Source organism: Cognatundibacterium griseum, from assembly GCF_014284195.1.
GTDB classification, from domain to species: Bacteria; Pseudomonadota; Gammaproteobacteria; order Burkholderiales; family Burkholderiaceae_D; genus Undibacterium; species Undibacterium griseum.
In genome coordinates, this window is sequence record NZ_JACOGC010000005.1 from 1 (window position 1) to 20703 (window position 20703).

The window sequence follows — 20703 nt, forward strand, 5'->3', positions numbered from 1 at the left end:
GCAACCGCATCTCGAAGTGCTTGAGCGACTGGCGCCTAGAAACTAACTTCGGTTTTTGCATAAGAGGATCGATCTATATGACTAAATCGCTTATGTGTCATTTCCACCTTTATCCCGGCACACCCTCTTATGGACTGGCCCCGCTGCATCGTCTTGCCGTTCTTGTCGAAGGCTTAGGTGTCCGGCAGTTAAATCAGCGGGTCGATGAAACAAACTGGCCGGAAGAATTACGCATACTGGCAGATAATTTCAACCGGCTGTTGATACGTCTTGATGACGCGTTCTCCCGCATGTCGCGTTTTTCAGCGGACATTGCACACGAATTGCGTACACCTTTGCAGATTTTACGCAGTGAAGCGGAAACGACGCTATCCCGCGAACGTTCTCCGGATGAATACCGGCAATGCCTGGAATCCGGGCTGGACGAGTATGCCAGACTGGCACGCATGGTAGATGCTTTGCTGTTTCTTGCACGCTCCGAACAAGCCGACACGGCGCTTGATTGCAAACAGCTGGATCTGCAGACGGAATTGCAATCCGTCTGTCATTTTTTTCAGGCCATGGCTGACGAACAAGGTATTTCATTGCGAGCAGCCGCAACGGGACAGCTATGGGCAGATCAGGGACTTGTGCGACGGGCACTGGCGAATCTGGTCGACAATGCACTGAGGAACACTCTGCAGGGAGGCTCGGTAACACTGCGTGCCGCCATTCAGGCATCAGGGAACGCAGAGGTTCGGGTCAGCGATTCCGGTTGTGGTATCGCACCGGAAGACCTGCCTCACATTACCGAACGCTTTTATACTGCCGACCGTTCAAGACAGCGCCGCGGTCAGGGAAGCGGTCTGGGTCTTGCCATCGTACAGTCGATCATGCATCTTCACGGTGGAACAATGACGATTGCCAGCATCCCCGATCAGGGTACCGAAGTTGCTCTGCACTTCCCCGTGATGACCGGCAGCGCTGGACAAAACACTGCTGTTTAAACTTATTTCTCCGGCAGTATCTCGGTAATACGCTGAGCACTCCGGCCAATCTGACGAAATGGTCAGATAACCGTCATCGCAGCATCAGTTGCCTTAGTTATCCTTTCGCTTTCGACCCGAATGAACGGCAACCGATTCCTATGTCTTCTGCTTCTCCGCTGGTTTCCTGCAAAGCGATTTACAAAACCTACAATCAGGGCGAAGCGCAGACACCCGCTCTGCGTGGTGCGGATCTTGATATGTATGGCGGCGAGCTGCTGATGCTGGTGGGGCCTTCCGGTTGCGGAAAAACCAGCCTGATATCCATCATCGGCGGCATGCTGGATGCCGACAGCGGCCTGTGCAGCGTACTTGGCAACGACATACAAGCCATGTCAGCAAAAGAGCGGGCTCGCTTCCGCGGACAGCACCTTGGTTTTGTTTTTCAGAGTTTCAATTTATTGCCGGCGCTGACGGCTGTTGAAAATGTTTCTGTTCCGCTGTTACTGCAAGGCATTTCGCGCAAAGCCGCTGAAACACAGGCCAGAAAGGTATTGCAAACACTGGGGCTGGAAAATCGTGCCGACAGTTTGCCCGGACGTATGAGTGGCGGTCAGCAGCAGCGTGTTGCCATTGCCCGTGCGCTGGTGCATGAACCGCAGTTGATTATCTGCGACGAGCCAACTTCCAGTCTTGATCACGACAGCGGACAACATGTCATGAAAACCCTGCGCCAAGTCGCACGGACTGCCGGACGAACCTTGCTGGTTGTTACACATGATCCGCGTATTTTCTGCTTTGCCGATCGGATCGCCCGCATGGACGACGGTTGCGTGATCTCCCTGGAAACGTATTCCCCTGAAAAATCACCATCATGAAACGTCATTATGTATTAGCCATACTCATGCTATCCGGTCTCGCGTTTACCCTGTTTGCCGTACTTCGCGACGATCAGGTGACGATACCGGATAAAGCATCCGGTACGGAAATCCATTCGCCCTTTAGCAATCAGATTGCAGGAACCGGGATAACGGAAGCCTACGGCGGTAATATCGCCGTAGGCACACCGGTTGCAGCCATTATTAAAAATATCCCCGTAGGCTGGGGCAGCACCGTCAGCGCCGGCACCCCGCTGGTGTATCTGGACGACAGTGATTTGCAAGTCAGGCTACCGGTTGCCAATGCCCGGGTAAAGGAAGCACAGGCCAGACTGGCATCGGCGCGCAATGCCAGTGAGCGGGCAGAACAGATATCAGACAAACGCGCCATCAGTGCGGAGGAACTGGACAACCGCCGTTTTGCCGTGAAAACTGATGAAGCGCTTGTCGCCACTGCGCAAGCCGCCGTCGATGAAATCAAAATGGAAATGCAGCGCCGTATCATTCGTGCACCGTCATCTGGCCAGATATTCCAGATTCGCCTGCACAACGGCGAATACGCCGATAGCAGCGCCCCTTTGATACTGATGGGTGATGCCAGCCGTCGTCAGATACGGGTAGACATTGATGAAAACGATGCCCGCTACGTCCGGCCGGATGCTGCCGCTGTCGCTTATGCACGTGACGATGCAAAGCACCCGCTTGCCTTGCATTTTGAACGGATCGAACCGTATTTGCGCCCAAAATCAACACTGACCGGGGCGAGTGCCGAACGCGTTGATACCCGTGTTCTTCAGGTTATCTACAGTTTCGATACGAAAGCCATGCCGGTATACATCGGGCAAATGCTGGAGGTATACATTGATGCGACGCCAAAATCGCGCACAGACTCCCGCATCCAGCCTGCTCCTGCCGCAGAAGCGCACTCATGAAACTTATGCCTCCCACCTGTGCAGCAATCTGCCTGATACTCACGGCATGCACCACGCATCCCGGATATCAGCCCCCCACGCTGACGTTGCCCGAAAAATGGCAAGCTACACCTGAACATACGGCAGCGTTACCGGAAAACTCACCGTGGTGGGAAGCCTTCGCCGATCCGGAACTCAACCAGTTAATGGCGGAAGCAGAACATCTCAACCCCGACATCGAACGAGCCCGTACTTTGCTGCGCCAATCACGAGCCGAGTATCAGACCATCAGCGGAATGCGTGCTCCCGTCATTCGTGGAAATACCATATTAAAGCGCGAACATGAAAGTGCCAACGTGGATGCCAGCACCTTCAGCCTGCCGGGTGAAACCAGTAACCTGTTTCAAGCCGGATTTGATGCGAGCTGGGAGCTTGATCTATTTGGTGTGCGTCGCCAACTCTCGGATGCCGCATCGGCTGAATTAGATGCGACGCAGGCCGGACTCAATGCCATGCGCGTATCAATACTGGCAGAAATCGCCCGCAATTATATTGATCTGAGAAAGGCAGAGATTCTGATGGCATTAGCGCAGGAAGACGTGGACATTGCGCAGGATATGCTGACACTGGTGCGCAGCAGGAGTGCCTCCGGCTTTGTTGCCGGCATTGACCTGATGACAGCCGAAACCGAGCTGATATCTGCACAAATGGCGTCAGAACCACCTCGCGTCATGCGTAATGCCGCGCTGAACCGTCTGAACGTCCTGCTGGGACGATATCCTGGCGAGCTGCAGATCAAAATCATTAACCGTCTGCCTGTAACGCCGCATACCCTGCCCTCTGCACTCCCGTCTGATCTCCTGCGACAACGTCCTGATATTCAGGCAGCAGAAAGACATCTGGCGGCAGCATCCGCCAGACTGGGCGCGGCACAGGCGGACTGGTATCCACGTTTCTCTTTGCTCGGACAAATTGGCCTGGCCAGCTCTGCTTTCGGCAACCTCGCAGACGGTGCAAGTCGTATCTGGCGCATCGGCCCCTCCTTATCATGGCCTATCCTGCGCAGTGGACAAATCGCAACCACCATACAGGTGCGCGACGCAGAGCAGCAACACGCACTGATCCGCTACCGTCAGGCTATTCTGCAAGCGATGGAAGATGTTGAAAACAGCCTGACCTCCTATGCGCACGAACAAAAACTCCAGGCACAACAGCTGACCAACGTCGCTCACGCTAAAAGCCGCCTTGAACTGACTGAGGCACGCTATGCCGCAGGCCTCAGTGATTATCGGGTGGTACTGACCGCCAGACATGTCTGGACAGCAGCACGGCAGGATCAGATACGCAGCACTGCCGCTTTGGCTTACAACTGGATAGCGATCAACAAAGCATTTGCCGGTCGCTTTAACGATATACCGGCAGAATCACCTATTGTTCATAGTGAAGCCTGCAACCAGAAACACACACCGGGAAACGCATCATGTACCACGTCGCACTGAAAATGCTGGGCGGTGACCGGACGAAATTCACCACACTGATACTGGGTGTCGCTTTCACCGCATTTCTGGTGACGTTTGCCGTTTCTTATTTTTGCGGCTTTATGACGCGTGGATTTGCGCTGATCAGCGAAACACCCGGTGATATCTGGGTCATGGATCCGGCAGTCAGTTCCGTAGAACAAGTCACCAATCTGCCTGAATCCGCCTTAATGCGATTACGCTCCGTCCCCGGTGTTGCAAGTGCGGCGCCATTACTTCTCGGTTCAGCCGAAGTGCGTTTTCCAAACGGCGCCTTCCAGCCATTTCAAATTATCGGAGTGGATGACAACAGCCTGGTGGGAGCCCCTTTTATTGAAAATCTCAATATCTCTGTTTTACGTCAGCCCGGACAAGTCGTCGTTGATGACGGAGGAACCGAAAACAAGCTGAATACACCGCTACGCCCTGCGGATATCTGGCCAGGCAATGGCCGCCCCCATCTGGGAGGAGCCATGCGCAGGCTCGCTACCGGCGATAGTCTGGAAATCAATGAGCATCACATTCGCATTACAGGTGTGTCGAAGATACACCCACGCTATCCGGCCAGGCCATTAATGTATATGACCATCAGTAATGCACGCCGTATTTTACTGACTGAGCGTAAGCAAATCAGCTTCATACTGGTCAACGCGACGCCAGGCATTACCCCACAAATGCTTGCTGCACATATTGAACAACAAACTGGTTTGAAAGCACGTGTTGCATCCGATTTTAAGTCAGATACTGTTCGTTGGTACCTGATTAACTCCGAAGATGTCGGGGACGTGATGTCAATGCTGACTCTTGCGATCACGGTTGGATTCGGTGTGACTGGCGTCATGCTATATATGTTTACCAACGAAAGCCTGAAGCAATATGCCGTACTCAGTGCTTTAGGTGCGTTACCTGTGCAATTACTGAAAATGGTCTTTTTGCAGGCTACCGTATGCGGCCTGACCGGGGCTGGAATCGGTACCGGTTTATGCGCTATAGCAGAATTATTTTTACATGAAAGTGACTATCCATTTCGCATGATGTGGTTCGCACCGCTTGCCGGTGGCGGAATGGTGATACTTACTGGTGCTGTTGCTGCAATACTGAGTGCGCGTCCCGTCCTGAAGCTGGAGCCGGCAATCGTGTTTGCGGGAAAATAGACAAACCTACCGCCACCAGAAACATGCGATAAACGTTTTTTGGGAATCGCATTTCAGGATCAGTCGATGACCGAAGGCTCTGCCTTATTTATCTTCATTGATAGACAACTGATTTTTTGCTGCGCTATAACTGGCAACGCAATACGGTACCAGGTAATTCAGTATCAATCTACACCAGTCGACCTGATTACCTGACAATATGCTGTGTCCCTGATTAATGATGTTGAGTGCTGTGCCGACTACCAATGCAACACGTAATGCACTTCGCGCAATCCGTGCCGAAAAAACGACTTGCAGAAAAGCTTTCATCGCGTGTTCCAGAGTGGCATAGCTGACGCCTTTAACAAGTCGGATACCGGTAACGCTTGTACTGCGGCATGCACCGTCCGCGCAATCAATGTCGCATCGGCTTCGGGCTCCAGGCTTGCAGCGCTTCCTTGCTTACCCGTAGGAGTCGCCACCAGGCACTGATCATTTTCTTCCAAAGTAAACTCGCCGGTACAATTGCGGCAATAAATATGGTCACCCTGTTTATGTTCACGTTGCACTACCAGTGTGGGGCCACACATCGGGCACGACTGCAGCGGTATGCCTTCATCGCTATGTCCCATCACATGGTCAAGGCTACCTGAGTGACCCAGCGCGATGAATATATCGGCAAAATGGGTATCAAACTGCGTTCCTTGAAACTCACGAATGATGGCAATCGCCTTATCACGCGGCATTCCGGACCGGTAGGGCCGGTGACTCGTCATCGCATCAAAAGCATCGCAGATACCAACAATACGGGCCATGTCCGGGATAGCGTCACCAGCAAGTCCGCGCGGATACCCCATGCCATCAGGACGCTCGTGGTGTAAAAACACAGCATCACTGACAAGTTGCGCCAAAGGATGCCCGGATAACATACGCAAACCGATATCGGGATGAGTTTTGATCACAGCATATTCGTCGTCAGTCAGGCGATCCGCCTTGCGCAAAATCGCATCGGGCACGCCTACTTTACCTAAATCATGCAAGAACCCGCCGAGACTAATCCTGGCCGCATCGGCATTGCTGTAACCGGCACTCTCAGCGAGCAATCGCGCATAGCGCGAAACACGCCACAAATGACCGCCGGTATAAGGATCCCGTGCCTCGACAAACCAAGCCATCGTGAGCAGACTGGCGAACAAATGACTCGAATGAGTACTTGCATCAACAGATTCTTTATCTGTCCCCTGCGTCAGCCAATGACCTAATTGTGTGAACACACTCATGCTGTCTCCTTTTTAACAACTGGCCGTCCATCTGGCAATCCGATATGACACCGATGAGCAGCCACACATGATCTGATCGAAGGCTAACCGTACACCGGCGGATCAGAACACACCGAATCGAAAGCTGTCGATACTGATCAACATCAGCACGTTTCACTCAATGATTGCTCGTTTAGCGGAAATGGCGCTGAACCATGTGCGAAGCAATCATGCGGCGCGTTGAATCGGCTAAATCATCTTTGCTAATATACAGAAAAGTATCTGGCTTGCCGAGTGCTGCAGAATATTCATTCTTGGCAGAGACACCAAGAATTGTCGCCTGAACACCGACATGGTCTGCAAGTCGTTTCAGACCAGCAATGCTTTCATCAAATGACAATATTGAGGCAAACATGACGGGAGCGTGTGAAACTTCTTGCCGCAATTGCGTAAGAGTCTCAGCGGCAGATTTGCCCAGGGAAGAAGAAACGGCCATTGAGATCACCACTCCAACGCTATTTTTTGCCTGCACTTCCAAATCAGTCATACTTTCCAGCTTAGTGACGCTATATCCGCTACTTTCAAGAAAAGGCTTCATTTCTGCAACAATAAAAGGATGGGGGCGTGCCAGCAAAATGGACTTGCTCATGTTCGATCTCCATAAAAATTAATATACGGAAATTTAGTCGTTAACATAGCGCCGTTTATTACACTTCAAAACAATAAAAAGTATGAAACAGAAACGGCGGATACGACATGCCACACAACGGTCATGTGAATGTGCAGCAGTCGCTCAGTTGCATTTCTGCAGATGTATTGTCGTCAGAATAAAAAACGGGAGTGCAATAATGCACTCCCGTTTTTCAGACAGCATTGCCTGATACGCACTGATTAACTGATCTGAGCCAGTTTTTGCCAGGTATCAATCACAGAATCAGGATTCAACGAAATCGACTCAATACCTTCGCTCATGAGCCAGGCTGCGAAATCCGGATGATCCGAAGGCCCCTGCCCACAAATACCAACATATTTGTCGAGCTTACGACATGCAGCAATCGCACGGGACAACATAGCTTTTACAGCGGGATCGCGCTCGTCAAAATCGGCTGCCAGCAATTCCATTCCAGAATCACGGTCCAGACCGAGTGTCAGCTGAGTCAGGTCATTCGATCCGATAGAGAAACCATCAAAGTATTGCAAGAACTCTTCCGCCAGGATGGCATTCGACGGAACCTCGCACATCATGATCAGACGCAAGCCGTTCTCTCCGCGCTTCAGGCCATTTTTAGCCAGCAGGTTCACTACTTTTTCTGCCTGCCCCAAAGTCCGGACGAAAGGCACCATGATCTCTACATTGGTTAAGCCCATGTCGTTCCGAACCCGCTTCATCGCCTGGCATTCCATTTCAAATGATTCAGCAAAGTCTGCTGCCAGATAACGTGCGGCACCACGGAAGCCAAGCATCGGATTTTCTTCATCCGGCTCGTAACGGGAGCCGCCGATGAGCTTTTTATACTCATTGGATTTGAAGTCGGACAAGCGGACAATCACCTTTTTAGGCCAGAAGGCAGCAGCAATCGTCGCCACTCCCTCTGCCAGCTTATCCACGTAGAACGCTTTTGGCGAAGCGTGTCCGCGTGCCACCGATTCAACCGCTTTTTTCAGGTCAGCATCAATGTTCGGATATTCCAGAATAGCTTTTGGATGAACACCGATATTATTGTTGATGATAAATTCCAGGCGCGCCAAACCGACCCCTTCGTTCGGCACTGACTGGAAATCGAATGCCAGCTGAGGATTACCGACATTCAGCATAATTTTCAGCGGCAACTTCGGTAATTCGCCGCGCAGTTCTTCCGTAACCTCTGTTTCCAGCAGACCATCATAAATTTTGCCTTCATCCCCCTCGGCGCAAGAAACCGTCACCAGTGTGCCATCTTTCAATACATCGGTGGCGTCACCGCAACCAACAACGGCCGGTACCCCCAGCTCACGCGCAATAATCGCAGCGTGACAGGTTCTGCCGCCACGGTTTGTCACAATGGCTGAGGCCCGCTTCATGACCGGTTCCCAGTTAGGGTCTGTCATGTCAGCGACCAGTACATCACCTGGCTGCACGCGCTCCATCTCGGATGGATCATGAATGACACGCACGCGACCGGCACCGATTTTCTGACCAATCGCACGACCAGCCGCCAAAACGGTGCCGGTACCCTTCAGTTTGAAGCGCTGCTGCGCATCCGTTGCCTTTTGTTGCGATTTAACGGTTTCAGGACGCGCCTGCAAAATATATAGCTTCCCATCGCGGCCATCTTTGCCCCATTCGATATCCATCGGGCGGCCATAATGCTTTTCAATAATGACGGCATATTTCGCCAGTTCAACTACCTCGTTATCATTCAGAGAATAACGATTGCGCATTTCCACCGGCACATCCACGGTTTTGACAGAACGTCCAGCCTTTGCTTCGCCAGTGAATTCCATCTTAATGAGTTTGGAACCGATATTGCGGCGGATAACAGGCAGTTTGCCTTGTTCCAGCATCGGTTTATGAACGTAAAACTCATCCGGATTGACCGCGCCCTGCACCACGGTTTCCCCCAGACCATAGCTGGAAGTAATGAAAACCACATCTTTAAAGCCGGACTCCGTGTCGATTGTGAACATAACGCCAGCTGCTCCCAGGTCGGAACGTACCATGCGTTGCACACCGGCAGACAATGCCACTTCGGCATGGGTGAATCCTTTGTGCACGCGGTAGGAAATTGCCCTGTCGTTATACAGAGAGGCGAATACATGCTTCATTGCCTCCAGTACATTCTCGATCCCGACAACATTCAGGAAAGTTTCCTGCTGCCCGGCGAATGATGCATCAGGCAAATCCTCTGCCGTTGCTGAGGAGCGGACAGCAAAAGAGACTTCACCCACAGAATCGGCAACCAGTTTGTTGTAGAAATCTTCGATCTCTTTTTGCAAACGAGGCTGAAATGGCGTATCAATAATCCATTGGCGGATCTCAGCACCGGCTCTCGCCAGTTCTTTCACATCATCGATATTCAGATCTGCCAGACGATCGGCAATACGCTGCGCCAAAGGAGCCCCGCCATTCTCACTATGCGATAAAAAATCACGGAATGCTTGTGCTGTGGTGGCAAAACCACCTGGGACCCGGACGCCGGCAGACGCCAGCTGGCTGATCATTTCGCCTAAAGATGCATTTTTTCCGCCGACAGATTCAACATCCGTCATTCGTAAATGCTCAAACGAAGCAACATAAGTTGCCCCGGTATTTGCTGCGTTGGACATAACAACCTCTTTTTGATGGTAAGAAATCTTTACTGTCTACTGCCGGATTGCTACGTCAGCCATCATTTTTTGTTATTCTTGGAGACAACTGCGTTTCATAAACTGTTACCGCATTTTACATTGTGTCCTGCAAAATTGTTCCAGGCATCCCAATATATTGCCGACTTTTTTTGTTGTTTCATTGTGTAATAATTTCATCTCTCTTTTTGAAAATTCTGACCATGCCTGACGCGCCCTCCCTCCCTAAAGCAAACCGGACTGTTTTTTTTATTTCTGACGGAACAGGCATCACTGCTGAAACTTTTGGTCACTCCGTATTAACGCAGTTCGACCTGAAATTCCGGCAAATCCGGCTGCCATTTATTGATACGGTCGACAAGGCGCACGACGCTGTGAGACGTATTAATGACGCTTATGCGGCAGAAGGAACACGGCCGATTGTATTTTCCACGCTGGTCAAAGCAGATTTAGCCAATGTCGTGTTTAAATCCAAAGGACTGCACATGGATTTAATACAAACTTTTGTTTCTCCGCTTGAGCAGGAACTGGGCGTCAAATCGACACACACTATCGGGCGCAGCCACAATATTGCCGATTCAGAGGAATATAAAAACAGGATTGAGGCAATTAATTTCTCGCTGGCGCATGATGACGGGCAATCCAATAAAAATTTATCGACCGCAGACGTGATTCTGGTTGGTGTCTCCCGCTCCGGGAAAACTCCGACCAGTCTATACCTGGCAATGCAATATGGGATCAAGGCAGCCAATTACCCGTTGATTCCCGATGATTTTGAGCGCGGAAAACTTCCGACAGCCTTACCGGAATTCAAAAACAAAATTTTTGGACTGAGTATTGCGCCGGAGCGCTTATCCGAAATCAGGAACGAACGCCGCCCCGGCAGCAAATATGCCTCGATCGAAAACTGCCGTTACGAAATTAATGAAGCGGAAGCAATGATGAAAAGAGAAGGAATCCGCTGGCTGTCATCAACAGCCAAGTCGATTGAAGAAATTTCAACAACGATTCTTCAGGAAATTAAAGCAGATACCCGGGTGTACTGATGCCTGCCAGAGGAAACATTATTCAAATAACAACTGATTGTCCAATATTTAAACCGACAATTGCTGTCTCACCTGTTCAAATAAACAGATCGCGGCACTGGCAGCGACATTCAGCGACTCTATCGCTGCCTGTTGAGGAATGGTAACCGTCTGCGTGGCCATTTTCATTAGCTCCGGCGACACCCCCTGTCCCTCGTGACCAAAAAGCCAGATGACAGCCTGCTTCAGGTTAGCCTGATAAATGGTTGTCTGGGTGTGGGAACTGGTTGCCAGCACAGGGATCCTGGCGACACTCAAGATGCTTTGCAAATCGGCCTGCTCATAAATATTCAGTAAAAAATGTGCTCCCATTCCGGCTCGCATGACTTTAGGCGACCATGCGAAGGCAGTACCGGGAGCACAAAATACATGCTTCACTCCCGCCGCTGCCGCACTGCGCAGTAAAGAACCCAAATTTCCGGGATCCTGCAAACCATCCAGTGCCACAGAGGTATGTTCAATCATTTCAGGTAATACTGGTGCTGGAGTCAGAATAACAAATAATATTCCGACTCCATTTTCAACCTGGCTGATTGCCTGATATAAATTCTCTGGTAAAGAAATACAAGGCACCTGCTGCGCCTCACATTTCAATAAAATGGCGGCAACTTCGGGATGTGTGTGTGCTGTATCAGCCACCACACATAACTGTGGCATGCCAATCTGCTGCAAATATGCCTCGCACAGATGCACGCCATCCAATAAGGTTTTTCCTGCTTTACGGCGAGCCTGGGAGTTGGCTGCGAGATTTTTCAGATCTTTATACAGACCGTTTTCGCGAGAAGTAATCGGTTTCATTTCAACAAAGCTTTCACCGGTGCGTAGGATCTGCGATGGATTGGCGCAACACCATGCTGACGTAATCGCTCCAGGTGCAATGCGGTCGGATACCCTTTGTGCTGGTCAAGGGCATATTGCGGATATTCCTGATGCAATTGATACAACAAAGCGTCGCGCGCAGTCTTGGCCAAGATAGATGCTGCTGAGATCGCATCAACCTTATCATCCCCTTTAATAATGGCTTCTGACCTGACAGACATCACCGGGCATCGGTTTCCATCGATCAATGCCAGCGTAGGTGTGACAGACAATTTTTCTACAGCCCGGCGCATTGCCAGCATGGATGCCTGCAAAATATTGAGCTGATCAATTTCCTCTACCGAACATTCTGCAATTGCCCAAGCCAGTGCATGCGCTTTAATTTCTGCAGCTAACGCATCACGGCGCGCTTCAGTCAGTTTTTTGGAGTCCCGCAAACCAGGTATTGGCCGTGCCGGATCCAGAATCACCGCTGCGGCAGTGACAGGGCCGGCAAGGGGCCCGCGCCCTGCCTCATCGACACCGCAGATCACCTCATGTGCATAATCAAATAGATTCAAATTCTCTGGCATGTCAGCCTTTTAAAAAAGCGTCTAATGCTTGTTTATCTAGAAAATAATGGCAAATTTTTTGTGCCGCCACCCCATGTTTCTGACCAATTAAAACCGGAACCAGTTCATCGTATTGCGCCAGCAGTAATGGATCTGCATCAACATCCACAACGGAAATAGCAAATTGCTCCGGGTTCATCAGAGAATGCCGAAGTTGCTCCAGCATGTCATCACAAAGATGGCAGTAACTACGGGAATACAATGTGAATGTAATCATCAGCGGACAATCCTGATCCTGCAATAAAGTGCGACATTATATGTCTTGCGCTCCAAAGATGACGTATATCCATAAAAAAAGCCGCCCTGATTCAGGGCAGCTTTTCATAATCCGACTTAACGTCAGTAGCGAATCAGATTTTCAGTTTCATGGTTTTATTGGAATAAACTGAGAGATGCCTTCGCGGCGTGCCAGCACAACCACCATTTTTTTCTGATCCAGTTTGCTGACCATCGCATTAAACTGCTTGGCGTTTTTTACGTCAGCATTATTCAGAGTCAGTATCACGTCGCCAGCCTGCAAACCTGCCGCTGCGGCTGCACCATCGACAGTTTCGATAACCACTCCGCCATCTGGCAACTCTTTTTTCTGCGCATCCGATAAATCGGCAACAACTAATCCCAGGAAGTTTGCCTGTTCTTTTTTAGCTTTTTTATCGGTTTTTTGGGCGACCTTATCAGGTTCCGCTTCTGCCACGACAATACTCAAATCACGGGTGCTGCCTTTTCTCCATACGGTAATCGTTGATTTGGTGCCTGGTTTGGTTGCACCAACCACCCGCAACAGATCATTTCTGTTTTCGATCGTCTGCCCGTTAAATTTCAAAATAATATCGCCATCCTGAATGCCTGCTTTTTCAGCAGGCGTGCCTGGTTCTATCCTGACGACGGCAGCACCCTGGGCTTTTGGCAGACCAATGGATTCAGCGACTTCTTTTGAGACCTCTCCGATCTGGACACCAATTCGTCCACGGGTTACTTTACCCGTCCCCTTCAACTGCTCGGCAACCCGCATTGCTTCATCAATCGGAATTGCGAAAGAAATCCCCATGTATCCGCCAGAGCGGCTGTAAATCTGCGAGTTGATACCAACAACTTCACCGCGCATATTGATTAACGGGCCACCTGAATTTCCCGGATTAACGGCAACATCGGTCTGGATTAATGGAAGATAGTCACCGGTATCCCGCGCCTTGGCAGAGATAATACCTGCAGTAACGGTGTTTTCCAGATCAAACGGAGAACCAATCGCAATGACCCACTCACCAGCACGGATCTTACTGGAGTCGCCAACAGTCACTTTGGGCAATTTTGAGGCTTCAATTTTCAGGACTGCGACATCGCTACGTTTATCGGTACCAACTACTTTTGCCTTGAATTCTCTCTTATCCGTCAACTTCACATAAACATCGGTCGCCCCATCAACCACATGGGCATTGGTCAATACATAGCCATCCTGGGAAACGATGAAACCGGAACCAACACCGCGCGGAACTTCTTCCTCTTGTTGCGGTACTTGCTTGCGTCCTTTAGGTACAGGGTTTTGTTTTGGGATAGGCATTCCGAAAAACCGCCGGAAAAATTCCTGCATCTGCTCATCTTCCAAAGCATTTCCTGCCTGGGAATGTTGCAGTTTTTCTGTTGTGCGGATATTGACGACAGCTGGCCCAACTTTATCGACCAGATCCGTAAAATCGGGTAATACTGCAGCAGCGGAAGCAGCTTCAGCGACAGGTAATGCATTGACTGATGCTGGCGCAATAAAACCGACACAAGTACTCATCACCAGAGTAGAAATAATTTTTTTAGCTGGAAAAAAATTTTTTGCTTTCATGATGTTATTTACTCACTTATTCACACGACGTTAAAAACTCAAACACAGATTACTTTGATTTTAATTCTATAGAATTCATGACCTGCTGAATGGTGGGCACCGGTACTTCTCCAACCACAGTAAGCCAGTAACTACCGCGACGACGCCCCATAATTGTCAGTGCCCCTTGCTGCAGGCTCCCCTCGGTACGGGCCTCATTATCCGGTTCAATGAACACAGAAAATGCTGCAAGACCATCCGAAAAAATCATCTGTATCACCTGATGAGATGCTGACTGCTTACCTGAGCCGGACGGAGTAGGAATAACGCGTTTCAATTCCCGAATTTTTTTAAATCCTGCCGGCAAGGACTTAACAATCCAGCCTGAACTGATATTGGATTGAACCGTCAGATTTTCAATATGCCACTGAGCGACATTCTGAAAACTTGGTTTTAATTTATTTTTATCAATTTCACCCAGTTTTAATTGCGTGAATGCGATCTGCTCAATCACTTCGTTCTTGGTATTGACGGTTTGGGCGCGTAACAATAAACCTGAATTTTTTTCAGAACAAAGGCGGTAGCCGTAGCGATAAGCATCGCGAGGCTCCAGCAGATATGTCTGACACTCTACACCAGCGACCCTGTTTAACTCCCCTTTTTTGATCCAGTATAAATCCGGGAGTGATTGCATATTCTGCGTCAACAAAGCAGGAAACACTTCCTGGGTGACATTCTTTTCTATCTGGATGGTTTTTGTTTCCGGCAAAAAACAGGATACCTCGTCCCCTTTGCGGATGTATTCACGCGGTTTTCCATCCAATATTTCGAGCTTTTCCAGCTCACCATTTACATCGGCATAATGCGTGATACGCGATGTCCTGATCTGATTCGCCTGCTGATAGACAAAAGTGCCTGCATAATTCAGTTTTTCCGCTGATGACTGTATTTTATGCAATATTTCCAAAGCATTTTTTGGCTCATCTTCCTGATTCAGTGTTCCCGCACCGGCTACACCGGCTGCGCAAGACACACCGAAAATTATTCCCGCAAACTTTAAACGACCAAGCGACATAGTCTTTATTTCTCCGGAGTACCCGATACAGCATTGGCACGAGTCACATATTGTGTACTGCCAATCGAAGGGGAAAATCGCTGATGCGCCAACAAATAACTGTCAATACGCGGATCCCTCAGCATTTCAACGCGAACGTCCGGTTTTTCGTTTACAGCCTTCCCTGCAACAACAGCCTCTGCATCATTGCTGACCACTTGTTGCGGCGACTCATTCACCAGAACTGGCGCAGATGCAAGCTGTAACGGCGCAGCTGCCCCGCGGCTCTGAGCATTTTGCGCAACCTGCACAGAAGTAGCAGACTGATCATTCTGATGCAGTAAGGGTGGAATGACTAACAATGCAAAAATGGCCGCTGCAGTAGCACTTGCCATGCCCATATATGTTCGCAGGTAAGGAAACCCTTCCGACTGTTTATTTTTGCGATGAGTTTCGGGTAACAGAATCACAGGCTCGGATGCAAAACGGGCTGAAAATTTCTTCGTAAAATCAGCACTGACAGGAACGGCGAGATCATCTGATCGTAAAACATCACCGATCTGATGATAAATGTCCCAGGTTTGCTTTTCCTGAGGTGAATTCAGACGCGCAAGTAAGGCACTGATGGCTGCCTCACTCATTTCCCCATCGGTCAACGCAGAAATATCTTCGTGTTTAGAAATATCGTTCATCATATTTTTACCAAATTTTGGCTAATTCAATTTTCCAGAGAAATCACCAGCGCTGATCAAGATTGGTACCTAAAATCGGTCTCAGTCGTTCAGCAATCGCTTCACGGGCCCGGAAAATCCGGCTTCTTACCGTACCAATCGGACACAGCATCACCTCCGCAATTTCGTCGTAACTGAGCCCTTCAATTTCTCTCAACGTAATCGCATTCCTCAACTCTTCAGGCAACGCAGACATAGCCGCATTGACAGTTTCAGCAATCTGCTTACTGGCCAGCAATGACTCAGGCGTATTAATGTCTCTCAGTCCATCTGCCTCAATAAATGTTTCGGCTTCTTCAACATCGGCCTCGGTTGAGGTTGGCGCCCTGCGCCCCTGAGTCACCAGATGATTTTTCGCCGTATTCACACCAATTCTGTATAGCCACGTATAAAACGCCGACTCACCGCGAAAATTTGGCAATGCCCGGTACGCTTTAATGAACGCTTCCTGAACGACATCTTCAGCTTCGGCCTGATCGTAGACAAGACGAGACACGAGCCGCATCAGTTTCCGCTGATATTTGGAAACCAGAAGCTCAAATGCCTTTTTATCTCCACGCTGGACGCGCTCGACCAGAATCTGGTCTATCTCGCGCTCTGTCGTCACTCAATCATCCCTGTATTTTTATTTATCTGAATCCGCAATCCGTTCACGTACTCAACCTTCAATTGCCTATATAGCGATAGAGTCAAACCCTCTTTAAAAGTTCCCTGATTCATCCTCCACCTCATTCTGCACCCGCGAGATGATCCAAAGCAGGCTTACCCGCAGACGATGCATGGTCAATCGATCAATAGAATCCCGAAAAATAACGATGGGTGGCAGCGACGAACCGTCAGCCGACGTAAAATATAGAAACATCATCCCATCCCAGACAATACTCCGTTTGCTCAACTGAACAGCATGTGATTTTTGTGGTGAACCATTTACCGGATCCAGATAATTCAGCACCACCTGACCCTGGCCAGAAATTATCAGCCGAACGGAATCTGTGCGACGACCGGACCAAGCTGCGAAGATGATAAGCGCAATAACCAGAAAACTCAGGAACAATCGCGCTGGCAATGCCATATCACTCCAGCCGGAAAGCAGAAAAAGGGATGCCGCCACCAGAATACCCATGATAGCCAGTGCAAATGCCGGCACTCTGGAGGGGCGGATAACTGCCGAAACAGAAATACTCATAAAATAAAAAAGCACCTTATTTCAGATGAAAAAGGTGCTTTTCAAAGACTAAAAAGAATTTTATATTTTGGCAAAAATTAAAGTGCCATTCGTGCCGCCAAATCCGAATGAATTCTTCATTGCGTAATCAATCTTCAGATCCCGGGCCACATTGGCACAGTAGTCCAGATCGCACTCAGGATCCTGATTAAAGATATTAATGGTTGGTGGCGACATCTGATGATGCACCGCCAACACAGTAAAGACTGACTCGATACCACCAGCACCGCCCAGCAAGTGGCCAGTCATGGATTTAGTGGAATTAACAGTCAGCTTATAAGCCTGCTCACCGAATGCCGCCTTGATCGCCTCGGTTTCATTTTTGTCCCCGAGAGGAGTTGATGTGCCATGCGCATTCAGATACTGAATCTGATCGGTATTCAGACCTGCATTTTTGAGCGCGTTGAACATACTCCTGCGCGGGCCATCCATACTAGGAGACGTAATATGATAAGCATCGCCACTCATACCGAAGCCAACGACTTCCGCATAAATAGTTGCTCCGCGTGCCTTGGCATGTTCATACTCTTCCAGCACCATCACGCCTGCACCTTCACCCAGCACAAATCCATCCCGGTCTTTATCCCAAGGGCGGGATGCCGTGGCAGGATCATCATTGCGGGAAGACAGCGCGCGCGCAGACGCAAAACCACCCAAGCCCAGCGGGGAAATCGTCGACTCCGCGCCGCCTGCAATCATGACATCGGCATCGCCATACTCGATCATGCGGGCAGCAGATCCAATGCAATGCAATCCTGTGGTACAGGCTGTCACGATAGCCAGATTAGGACCTTTCAGACCATATTTGATCGAAAGATGTCCGGAAATCATATTGATAATGGAAGCCGGAACAAAGAATGGACTGATACGACGTGGTCCACGCTCCATTAAAGTCTCTTTGGTTTCTTCAATCAGCGGCAAACCACCGATACCCGAACCGACAATCACACCAATGCGGTCTGCATTTTCTTCGGTGACCGACAATCCACTATCCTGAAACGCCTGCATCCCCGCCGCAATGCCGTAATGGATGAAAGTATCCATATTACGAGCCTCTTTCGCCGGAATGTAATCTTCCACATTGAAGTCTTTGACTTCCCCGGCAAATTGCGTAGAAAAGGCTGAAGCATCAAACTTGGTAATAGTAGCAATACCAGATTTGCCAGCTTTCACCGCATCCCAAGCACTGGCAATCGTATTACCGACCGGGGAAATACATCCCAGTCCGGTGACAACGACACGACGTTTATCCTTACGACTCAAGCGTTTCTCCTGGATTTAAAAACGAAAACTGAATTACGCCTTAACGTGTGCTGTCGCGTAATCAATCGCTTGCTGCACAGTAGTGATTTTTTCAGCCTGCTCATCAGGGATTTCCATCTCGAATTCATCTTCGAGTGCCATCACCAATTCAACGGTGTCCAATGAGTCTGCACCCAGGTCATCGACGAAAGAGGATTCGTTTTTGATGTCAGCTTCAGCGACGCCCAGTTGTTCTGCGACGATTTTTTTAACGCGTTGTTCGATATCGGACATGTGTATCTCCAGTGAAAAAATCAATAATAAGGGCTTACAGAAAGTGCGCGCATTTTAGCAGGTTTGTGCGCAAAAAAAGCAAGTCCAGAATTTTCAACTGCAATTTAAGTCAATTTCAGCGAAATTGCAGTCAATTGTAAATAAAATGAATTATGCCAGATACATTCCGCCGTTTACATGGAGAGTCGTACCTGTAATATAACCCGCATCAGGCGATGCCAGAAACAAAGTTGCCGCTGCAATATCCTCTGGCCGCCCCAGTTTTGCCATCGGAATCTGCGACAAAATAGCGGCCTTTTGTTCTTCTGTTAATGCCTTTGTCATATCCGTATCAATAAAACCCGGCGCGATACAATTAACTGTAATGTTACGGCTTCCGATTTCACGTGCCAGAGCCCGGCTCATTCCTGCCACACCCGCTTTTGCCGCTGCATAATTCATCTGCCCGGGATTGCCGGATGAGCCAACAACGGAGGTAATATTAATAATGCGCCCATGCTTTGCCTTCATCATACCGCGCAACACTGCTCTGGATAAGCGTGCCACAGAATTCAGATTGGTGGAGATAACGTTATCCCATTCTTCCTCTTTCATACGCATGGCCAGCTGATCCTGCGTTATGCCTGCATTATTGACGAGGATAGACAAACTTCCATATGATTTCTGAATATCCTCAACCAATGAACTGCAACGCTCGACATCATTGACATTGAATGCGACACCCTTACCCGCCTCCGGTCCAATTTCGGCAAGATAAGCCGAAATTGCCTCTGCCCCCGACTCGGAAGTTGCCGTGCCAATGACTTTGGCGCCAGCCTTTGCCAGCGCAACTGCAATTGCTTTCCCTATACCGCGGGATGCTCCGGTGACCAGAGCAACCTGATTTTCTAATACCTGTGTCATTTTAAAATTTCCAATACTTTATCCAGAGTTGCCTGATCAAAAAACGCATCACCGATCAAATCGCCGTGAATACGCTTGGTTAAACCGGCAAGCACCTTACCAGGACCGCACTCCACGATATGCGTCATCCCGCTCGCCTGCATTTTCAATACCGTTTCCACCCAGCGCACCGGACTGGCAGCCTGTCTGACCAGCGCATCCTTAATGGCAACAGGATCACTGACAATGGCGACATCCACATTATTAATCAGGGGAATCAGTGGAACGGAAAAAGAAATGCCTGCAAGGTATTCGCGCAATTTGTCCGACGCTGGCTGCAGCAGGGATGAGTGAAATGGCGCTGATACAGGTAAAGGCAGAGCACGTTTAGCACCCTTTGCTTTTGCAATTTCACATGCGCGCTCAACTGCGGCCTTACTGCCTGCAATCACAACCTGGGCTGGCGCATTAAAATTGACTGCCTCAACCACCTCACACTGTGCAGCCTCAGCGCATACAGCCCGGACATCGTCGTCTGCCAGCCCCAGAATGGCTGCCATTCCGCCCTGCCCCACAGGCACCGCATCCTGCATCGCCTGCGCACGAAAACGCACCAGGGGTACGGCATCTTTAAATGCAACTACTCCTGCAGCCACTAAGGCCGAGTACTCACCGAGACTATGTCCGGCAACTATCGCCGGGACTTTTCCACCTGCAGCAATCCAGGCACGATAACTGGCAACTGCCGCAGTCAGCATGACAGGCTGCGTATTCGTCGTCAGATCAAGCGCCTCTTTCGGCCCTTCTGCAATCAGACGCCCCAAATCAGTTCCCAGCGCATCGGAAGCCTCTTCGATTGTCTGACGGACGACTGGATTATCCGCAAAACCATTCAGCATTCCGATCGATTGCGACCCCTGGCCGGGAAATACAAACGCAAATTGATTCATAAGTATTAATATC

At 49.7% G+C, this 20703-nt stretch carries 22 protein-coding genes; 6 read left to right on the forward strand and 16 right to left on the reverse strand.

What is annotated here, in order from left to right:
* Positions 1-77: 77 nt before the first annotated feature.
* From H8K27_RS12255 to H8K27_RS12275, 5 genes are all read left to right on the forward strand, one after another.
* Entirely contained in the window at positions 78-986 is a 909-nt protein-coding gene (locus H8K27_RS12255) for a heavy metal sensor histidine kinase (protein ID WP_186863481.1), read from the forward strand.
* Between the two features lie 140 nt (positions 987-1126).
* Positions 1127-1843 carry an ABC transporter ATP-binding protein gene (locus H8K27_RS12260; protein ID WP_186863482.1) on the forward strand — a complete coding sequence of 239 codons (717 nt, stop codon included), beginning with the start codon at positions 1127-1129 and terminating at the stop codon, positions 1841-1843.
* Positions 1840-2775 carry an efflux RND transporter periplasmic adaptor subunit gene (locus H8K27_RS12265; protein WP_186863483.1) on the forward strand — a complete coding sequence of 312 codons (936 nt, stop codon included), beginning with the start codon at positions 1840-1842 and terminating at the stop codon, positions 2773-2775. Before H8K27_RS12260 ends, H8K27_RS12265 begins: the two co-directional genes overlap by 4 nt.
* The gene (locus H8K27_RS12270; RefSeq protein ID WP_186863484.1) at positions 2772-4253 is read left to right on the forward strand and encodes an efflux transporter outer membrane subunit; all 1482 of its coding nucleotides are present in this window, start codon (positions 2772-2774) and stop codon (positions 4251-4253) included. Before H8K27_RS12265 ends, H8K27_RS12270 begins: the two co-directional genes overlap by 4 nt.
* Complete coding sequence (locus H8K27_RS12275) at positions 4235-5425, forward strand: ABC transporter permease (RefSeq protein WP_186863485.1); 1191 nt, start codon at positions 4235-4237, stop codon at positions 5423-5425. Before H8K27_RS12270 ends, H8K27_RS12275 begins: the two co-directional genes overlap by 19 nt.
* A gap of 84 nt (positions 5426-5509) precedes the next feature.
* On the opposite strand, the gene nrtS is transcribed toward H8K27_RS12275, so the two are convergent.
* The 4 genes from nrtS to ppsA all read right to left on the reverse strand — a co-directional run bounded on the left by nrtS (position 5510) and on the right by ppsA (position 9969).
* Positions 5510-5734 carry a nitrate/nitrite transporter NrtS gene (gene nrtS / locus H8K27_RS12280; RefSeq protein WP_186863486.1) on the reverse strand — a complete coding sequence of 75 codons (225 nt, stop codon included), beginning with the start codon at positions 5732-5734 and terminating at the stop codon, positions 5510-5512.
* On the reverse strand, positions 5731-6684 hold the full coding sequence (locus H8K27_RS12285) for an HD-GYP domain-containing protein (RefSeq protein ID WP_186863487.1): 954 nt from the start codon (positions 6682-6684) through the stop codon (positions 5731-5733). Before H8K27_RS12285 ends, nrtS begins: the two co-directional genes overlap by 4 nt.
* 172 nt (positions 6685-6856) lie before the next feature.
* Complete coding sequence (locus H8K27_RS12290) at positions 6857-7312, reverse strand: hypothetical protein (RefSeq protein WP_186863488.1); 456 nt, start codon at positions 7310-7312, stop codon at positions 6857-6859.
* A gap of 242 nt (positions 7313-7554) precedes the next feature.
* On the reverse strand, positions 7555-9969 hold the full coding sequence (gene ppsA / locus H8K27_RS12295; protein ID WP_186863489.1) for a phosphoenolpyruvate synthase: 2415 nt from the start codon (positions 9967-9969) through the stop codon (positions 7555-7557).
* A 221-nt stretch (positions 9970-10190) separates the two neighbouring features.
* Here ppsA and ppsR point away from each other — a divergent pair, with 221 nt between their 5' ends.
* Positions 10191-11033 carry a posphoenolpyruvate synthetase regulatory kinase/phosphorylase PpsR gene (ppsR, locus tag H8K27_RS12300; RefSeq protein WP_186863490.1) on the forward strand — a complete coding sequence of 281 codons (843 nt, stop codon included), beginning with the start codon at positions 10191-10193 and terminating at the stop codon, positions 11031-11033.
* A 48-nt stretch (positions 11034-11081) separates the two neighbouring features.
* Here the strand turns inward: ppsR and H8K27_RS12305 are convergent, their stop codons facing one another.
* The 12 genes from H8K27_RS12305 to fabD form a co-directional block, all read right to left on the reverse strand.
* Complete coding sequence (locus tag H8K27_RS12305; RefSeq protein WP_186863491.1) at positions 11082-11870, reverse strand: TrmH family RNA methyltransferase; 789 nt, start codon at positions 11868-11870, stop codon at positions 11082-11084.
* On the reverse strand, positions 11867-12463 hold the full coding sequence (gene rnhB, locus H8K27_RS12310; protein ID WP_186863492.1) for a ribonuclease HII: 597 nt from the start codon (positions 12461-12463) through the stop codon (positions 11867-11869). The genes H8K27_RS12305 and rnhB overlap by 4 nt, the downstream gene beginning before the upstream one ends.
* Position 12464: 1 nt before the next feature.
* Positions 12465-12719, reverse strand: coding sequence for a glutaredoxin family protein (locus tag H8K27_RS12315; RefSeq protein WP_186863493.1), 255 nt, complete (start codon positions 12717-12719; stop codon positions 12465-12467).
* A gap of 147 nt (positions 12720-12866) precedes the next feature.
* A complete protein-coding gene (locus tag H8K27_RS12320; protein ID WP_186863494.1) occupies positions 12867-14333 on the reverse strand; it encodes a DegQ family serine endoprotease in 1467 nt (488 codons plus the stop codon).
* A gap of 49 nt (positions 14334-14382) precedes the next feature.
* Complete coding sequence (locus tag H8K27_RS12325; RefSeq protein WP_186863495.1) at positions 14383-15387, reverse strand: MucB/RseB C-terminal domain-containing protein; 1005 nt, start codon at positions 15385-15387, stop codon at positions 14383-14385.
* Positions 15388-15392: 5 nt separating this feature from the next.
* A complete protein-coding gene (locus H8K27_RS12330) occupies positions 15393-16061 on the reverse strand; it encodes a sigma-E factor negative regulatory protein (RefSeq protein WP_186863496.1) in 669 nt (222 codons plus the stop codon).
* Between the two features lie 40 nt (positions 16062-16101).
* Positions 16102-16704, reverse strand: coding sequence for an RNA polymerase sigma factor RpoE (gene rpoE, locus H8K27_RS12335; RefSeq protein ID WP_176803851.1), 603 nt, complete (start codon positions 16702-16704; stop codon positions 16102-16104).
* A 93-nt stretch (positions 16705-16797) separates the two neighbouring features.
* On the reverse strand, positions 16798-17283 hold the full coding sequence (locus H8K27_RS12340; protein WP_186863497.1) for a protein YgfX: 486 nt from the start codon (positions 17281-17283) through the stop codon (positions 16798-16800).
* 60 nt (positions 17284-17343) lie between these two features.
* On the reverse strand, positions 17344-18585 hold the full coding sequence (fabF, locus tag H8K27_RS12345; protein ID WP_186863498.1) for a beta-ketoacyl-ACP synthase II: 1242 nt from the start codon (positions 18583-18585) through the stop codon (positions 17344-17346).
* Positions 18586-18618: 33 nt separating this feature from the next.
* Positions 18619-18858, reverse strand: a complete 240-nt coding sequence (gene acpP / locus H8K27_RS12350; RefSeq protein ID WP_028104092.1) for an acyl carrier protein — start codon at positions 18856-18858, stop codon at positions 18619-18621.
* A gap of 150 nt (positions 18859-19008) precedes the next feature.
* Positions 19009-19761, reverse strand: a complete 753-nt coding sequence (gene fabG / locus H8K27_RS12355; RefSeq protein WP_186863499.1) for a 3-oxoacyl-ACP reductase FabG — start codon at positions 19759-19761, stop codon at positions 19009-19011.
* A complete protein-coding gene (gene fabD / locus H8K27_RS12360; RefSeq protein ID WP_186863500.1) occupies positions 19758-20690 on the reverse strand; it encodes an ACP S-malonyltransferase in 933 nt (310 codons plus the stop codon). The genes fabG and fabD overlap by 4 nt, the downstream gene beginning before the upstream one ends.
* Between the last annotated feature and the right edge of the window lie 13 nt (positions 20691-20703).

What these genes read in the sequence shown, in the direction of transcription:
- H8K27_RS12255 (WP_186863481.1), top strand. Translation starts at nt 78, where the DNA reads ATGACTAAATCGCTTATGTGTCATTTCCACCTTTATCCCGGCACACCC.
- H8K27_RS12260 (WP_186863482.1), top strand. Translation starts at nt 1,127, where the DNA reads ATGTCTTCTGCTTCTCCGCTGGTTTCCTGCAAAGCGATTTACAAAACC.
- H8K27_RS12265 (WP_186863483.1), top strand. Translation starts at nt 1,840, where the DNA reads ATGAAACGTCATTATGTATTAGCCATACTCATGCTATCCGGTCTCGCG.
- H8K27_RS12270 (WP_186863484.1), top strand. Translation starts at nt 2,772, where the DNA reads ATGAAACTTATGCCTCCCACCTGTGCAGCAATCTGCCTGATACTCACG.
- H8K27_RS12275 (WP_186863485.1), top strand. Translation starts at nt 4,235, where the DNA reads ATGTACCACGTCGCACTGAAAATGCTGGGCGGTGACCGGACGAAATTC.
- nrtS (WP_186863486.1), bottom strand. Translation starts at nt 5,734, where the DNA reads ATGAAAGCTTTTCTGCAAGTCGTTTTTTCGGCACGGATTGCGCGAAGT.
- H8K27_RS12285 (WP_186863487.1), bottom strand. Translation starts at nt 6,684, where the DNA reads ATGAGTGTGTTCACACAATTAGGTCATTGGCTGACGCAGGGGACAGAT.
- H8K27_RS12290 (WP_186863488.1), bottom strand. Translation starts at nt 7,312, where the DNA reads ATGAGCAAGTCCATTTTGCTGGCACGCCCCCATCCTTTTATTGTTGCA.
- ppsA (WP_186863489.1), bottom strand. Translation starts at nt 9,969, where the DNA reads ATGTCCAACGCAGCAAATACCGGGGCAACTTATGTTGCTTCGTTTGAG.
- ppsR (WP_186863490.1), top strand. Translation starts at nt 10,191, where the DNA reads ATGCCTGACGCGCCCTCCCTCCCTAAAGCAAACCGGACTGTTTTTTTT.
- H8K27_RS12305 (WP_186863491.1), bottom strand. Translation starts at nt 11,870, where the DNA reads ATGAAACCGATTACTTCTCGCGAAAACGGTCTGTATAAAGATCTGAAA.
- rnhB (WP_186863492.1), bottom strand. Translation starts at nt 12,463, where the DNA reads ATGCCAGAGAATTTGAATCTATTTGATTATGCACATGAGGTGATCTGC.
- H8K27_RS12315 (WP_186863493.1), bottom strand. Translation starts at nt 12,719, where the DNA reads ATGATTACATTCACATTGTATTCCCGTAGTTACTGCCATCTTTGTGAT.
- H8K27_RS12320 (WP_186863494.1), bottom strand. Translation starts at nt 14,333, where the DNA reads ATGAAAGCAAAAAATTTTTTTCCAGCTAAAAAAATTATTTCTACTCTG.
- H8K27_RS12325 (WP_186863495.1), bottom strand. Translation starts at nt 15,387, where the DNA reads ATGTCGCTTGGTCGTTTAAAGTTTGCGGGAATAATTTTCGGTGTGTCT.
- H8K27_RS12330 (WP_186863496.1), bottom strand. Translation starts at nt 16,061, where the DNA reads ATGATGAACGATATTTCTAAACACGAAGATATTTCTGCGTTGACCGAT.
- H8K27_RS12340 (WP_186863497.1), bottom strand. Translation starts at nt 17,283, where the DNA reads ATGAGTATTTCTGTTTCGGCAGTTATCCGCCCCTCCAGAGTGCCGGCA.
- acpP (WP_028104092.1), bottom strand. Translation starts at nt 18,858, where the DNA reads ATGTCCGATATCGAACAACGCGTTAAAAAAATCGTCGCAGAACAACTG.
- fabG (WP_186863499.1), bottom strand. Translation starts at nt 19,761, where the DNA reads ATGACACAGGTATTAGAAAATCAGGTTGCTCTGGTCACCGGAGCATCC.
- fabD (WP_186863500.1), bottom strand. Translation starts at nt 20,690, where the DNA reads ATGAATCAATTTGCGTTTGTATTTCCCGGCCAGGGGTCGCAATCGATC.